This window comes from Coprobacter sp., assembly GCF_982436375.1.
On the sequence record NZ_CEWDCG010000286.1, the window covers coordinates 1 to 2820 of the forward strand.

3 protein-coding genes and 1 pseudogene are annotated in these 2820 nt (G+C 30.7%); 2 read left to right on the forward strand and 2 right to left on the reverse strand.

Features of this window, described 5'->3' with window-relative positions; all coding sequences use genetic code 11:
- The first annotated feature begins 248 nt into the window (after positions 1-248).
- Positions 249-1454, forward strand: coding sequence for a class I SAM-dependent methyltransferase (locus AC1WHX_RS11680; protein ID WP_022389943.1), 1206 nt, complete (start codon positions 249-251; stop codon positions 1452-1454).
- On the opposite strand, the gene smpB is transcribed toward AC1WHX_RS11680, so the two are convergent.
- Positions 1444-1896 carry an SsrA-binding protein gene (gene smpB / locus AC1WHX_RS11685; protein WP_009317018.1) on the reverse strand — a complete coding sequence of 151 codons (453 nt, stop codon included), beginning with the start codon at positions 1894-1896 and terminating at the stop codon, positions 1444-1446. The two genes, AC1WHX_RS11680 and smpB, sit on opposite strands and share 11 nt — an antisense overlap.
- Before the next feature lie 12 nt (positions 1897-1908).
- Complete coding sequence (locus AC1WHX_RS11690; RefSeq protein WP_122338201.1) at positions 1909-2472, reverse strand: YIP1 family protein; 564 nt, start codon at positions 2470-2472, stop codon at positions 1909-1911.
- A gap of 200 nt (positions 2473-2672) precedes the next feature.
- Here AC1WHX_RS11690 and AC1WHX_RS11695 point away from each other — a divergent pair.
- A pseudogene (locus tag AC1WHX_RS11695) lies at positions 2673-2820 on the forward strand (pyridoxal phosphate-dependent aminotransferase); the annotation flags it as partial.

Consider the following 2820-nt stretch of genomic DNA (forward strand, 5'->3'; position numbering starts at 1 on the left):
TGATTGCAGGTTTTTTACTCGTTTATATTATCGAAAGAATGTCAGGAAGCACGAACTCTTAAATATAGATTTAAACGATCTAATAGTTTTTTTAATTTACTTAATAACTTTGGAATAATTCTTCAAGATCATACAGAGGTAAAGTTAGCTTTTCTATTTAACATAATACAAATTATATAACAAAAGAAGATTTGTATCTAAAGCAATAAAAACGTATCTTTGATAAAAAATTTGTTGCTTAAAAATACATGGATATTGTAAATAATTTATTTGACTTTATAGAAAAGTACTCACAAGAAAATCCGATGAAGCTTCGATTAAAGAGATTTGAAAATCTGAATTTTAATCTCTCTTTTGCTATTGATCAAATAGAATCCAGACAAAAAATTAAAAGTAAATTACCTCTTTGGAATCAAAACAAGAAGTTATTATTTCCATCTGTTTTATCTGCCGAACAAGCATCATCTGAAATTACTGCCAAATATAAACAATGTATTATAGGATCGAAATATAAATCAATATGTGATTTGACTGGCGGATTAGGTATAGATTCCTATTATTTTGCCGCTTCAGCAGAAAAAGTTACTTATATAGAACGTTATCCATTATATTGTGATGTGGCAAAATATAACTTCGATGTATTGCAAAAAAACAATATCCGAGTAATTTGTTCAGATAGTCTAAAATTTATTCTCGAATGCAATGTAAAATTTGATGCGTTTTATATCGATCCGGCTAGACGTAATTCGGAAAACAAACGATTATATGATTTGCGAGACTGCGAACCCGACATAATAGAATTGCAGAGCATATTATTGAAAAAAGCTCCAGTAATTTTATTGAAGTCATCTCCTATGATTGATATTAGTCGAGCTATACAAGATCTGAAATTTGTTAAGGAGGTACATGTTATCTCTGTAAAAAATGAATGTAAAGAACTATTTTTTATCATCAACAACCATTTTTCAGAAGATGAGATCTCTATTAATTGTGTCAACTTGAGTCCTGTACAACAACCGGAAAATTACATTTTCACATTAGAAAATGAGAAAAATCTTCCTTTATTACAATCTGTAACTTCGATTCAGTCTTACTTATATGAACCTAATTCTTCTATTTTGAAAGCTGGGGCATTCAAATCGGTAGCTATTTCTTTTTCTATATCTAAAATACATAAAAACAGTCACTTATATACATCTAATAAGCTTATAACGGACTTTCCCGGTCGTATTTTTACTGTAAAGGAAGTTATACCTTTTTCGGGCAAAGTCTTAAAGAAACTTTCCATGCAATATCCTTCAGCTAACATTACAGTCCGAAATTTCCCAATAACAACAGAAGAATTACGAAAAAAGTCAAAAATAAAAGACGGAGGAAACATCTATATATTCGCTACAACGTTATATCCAGACAAAAAGATCTTTATTATTTGTGAGAAAATTATTAACGCTTAAATGCCCGATCCATTTGGCGTTTATCTTCCCTTTCCTTTATCGACTCTCGCTTATCATATACTTTTTTACCTTTCGCAACAGCAACAATGATTTTTGCCAGACCTTTATCACTAATGTATATTTTCGTAGGAATTACAGAAAAACCGGACTCCTTAGATAGACGTTGTATCTTTTGCAATTCTTTTTTTGTCAATAATAACTTTCTGTCCCTTCTCGCTTGATGATTGTTATAGGTTCCGTAAAAATATTCTGCAATATACATATTCTTAACCCATAACTCTCCGTTATTGAAAAAACAAAACGTATCTACCAAACTGGCTTTTCCAAGACGAATCGATTTTATTTCTGTTCCGGTAAGAACTATCCCTGCTTGATATGTGTCAAGCAACTCATAATCAAAAGATGCTCTTTTATTTTTTATATTGACCTGTGGCAACTTCATATTTTTACACATTTAATTTCCTAATCCCGGCATTAAAATGAACATAAAACGTTCAATGATATCCGGAGAAAATATAAGAATCAATGATGATAAAACGACAAACATCAGACGCTTATTTTCATTGATATCCATATAGTATTTAGAACCCTCCCATATAATATAGATGATGTATAAAGGAGCAAATCGTAAAAAAGAAAACATTCCCATAAATAAATTGAGAAAAATCGTTATCAACATATATACACTTAAAGTGTAACCGACAAATAACTGTACTTGTTTGGGATTCTTTTCTCTATCAAAAAATTTTTGTAGCAATTCATCTATTAAAAAAGATGCAATATAAAATCCTACAAAAAATTTGACAAAATCAATTGTCATCAGTTTTAATGCTTTCTCCAATGTAAACTGATCATTGAGCAAATTCACAAAAACCGAAAGAGCCGTTATTCCCATAATCGGATACAAATATCCATTTAAAAACGTTGCCTGACTTTCTTCTTTTGAAGATATGCTCTGCCATGCCTTACCCGGGGCAGCAACCAAAGCGAACAAACTGGATACGATATTCTTAAACATTATTCTTCCTTTTCGTTAAGTGGACACAAAAATAATAATAATGCCAATACTTATTACTGAATTGTTTGAAAGATTTATTGTGAAACGTCAATTTGCCGCATTATCCTTCGCTTTTGTTTGCTTAATAACACAAAGAATAATAAATTTGTAGCGAGAATAAAACGATAAGTTATAGAATATACGAGATTATACTACAAAGTATGCCGAAAATATCTAACCGCGGTGAAATAATGCCCGCTTCCCCAATTCGAAAATTAGTCCCGTTAGCAAATAAAGCTAAACAAAAAGGAATAAAAGTATATCACTTGAACATAGGACAACCAGATTTACCGACTCCGGAAATAGGAC

Excerpts from the sequence above, each read along its gene's own strand:
- AC1WHX_RS11690 (WP_122338201.1), bottom strand. The coding sequence starts at position 2,472 with ATGTTTAAGAATATCGTATCCAGTTTGTTCGCTTTGGTTGCTGCCCCG.
- smpB (WP_009317018.1), bottom strand. The coding sequence starts at position 1,896 with ATGAAGTTGCCACAGGTCAATATAAAAAATAAAAGAGCATCTTTTGAT.
- AC1WHX_RS11680 (WP_022389943.1), top strand. The coding sequence starts at position 249 with ATGGATATTGTAAATAATTTATTTGACTTTATAGAAAAGTACTCACAA.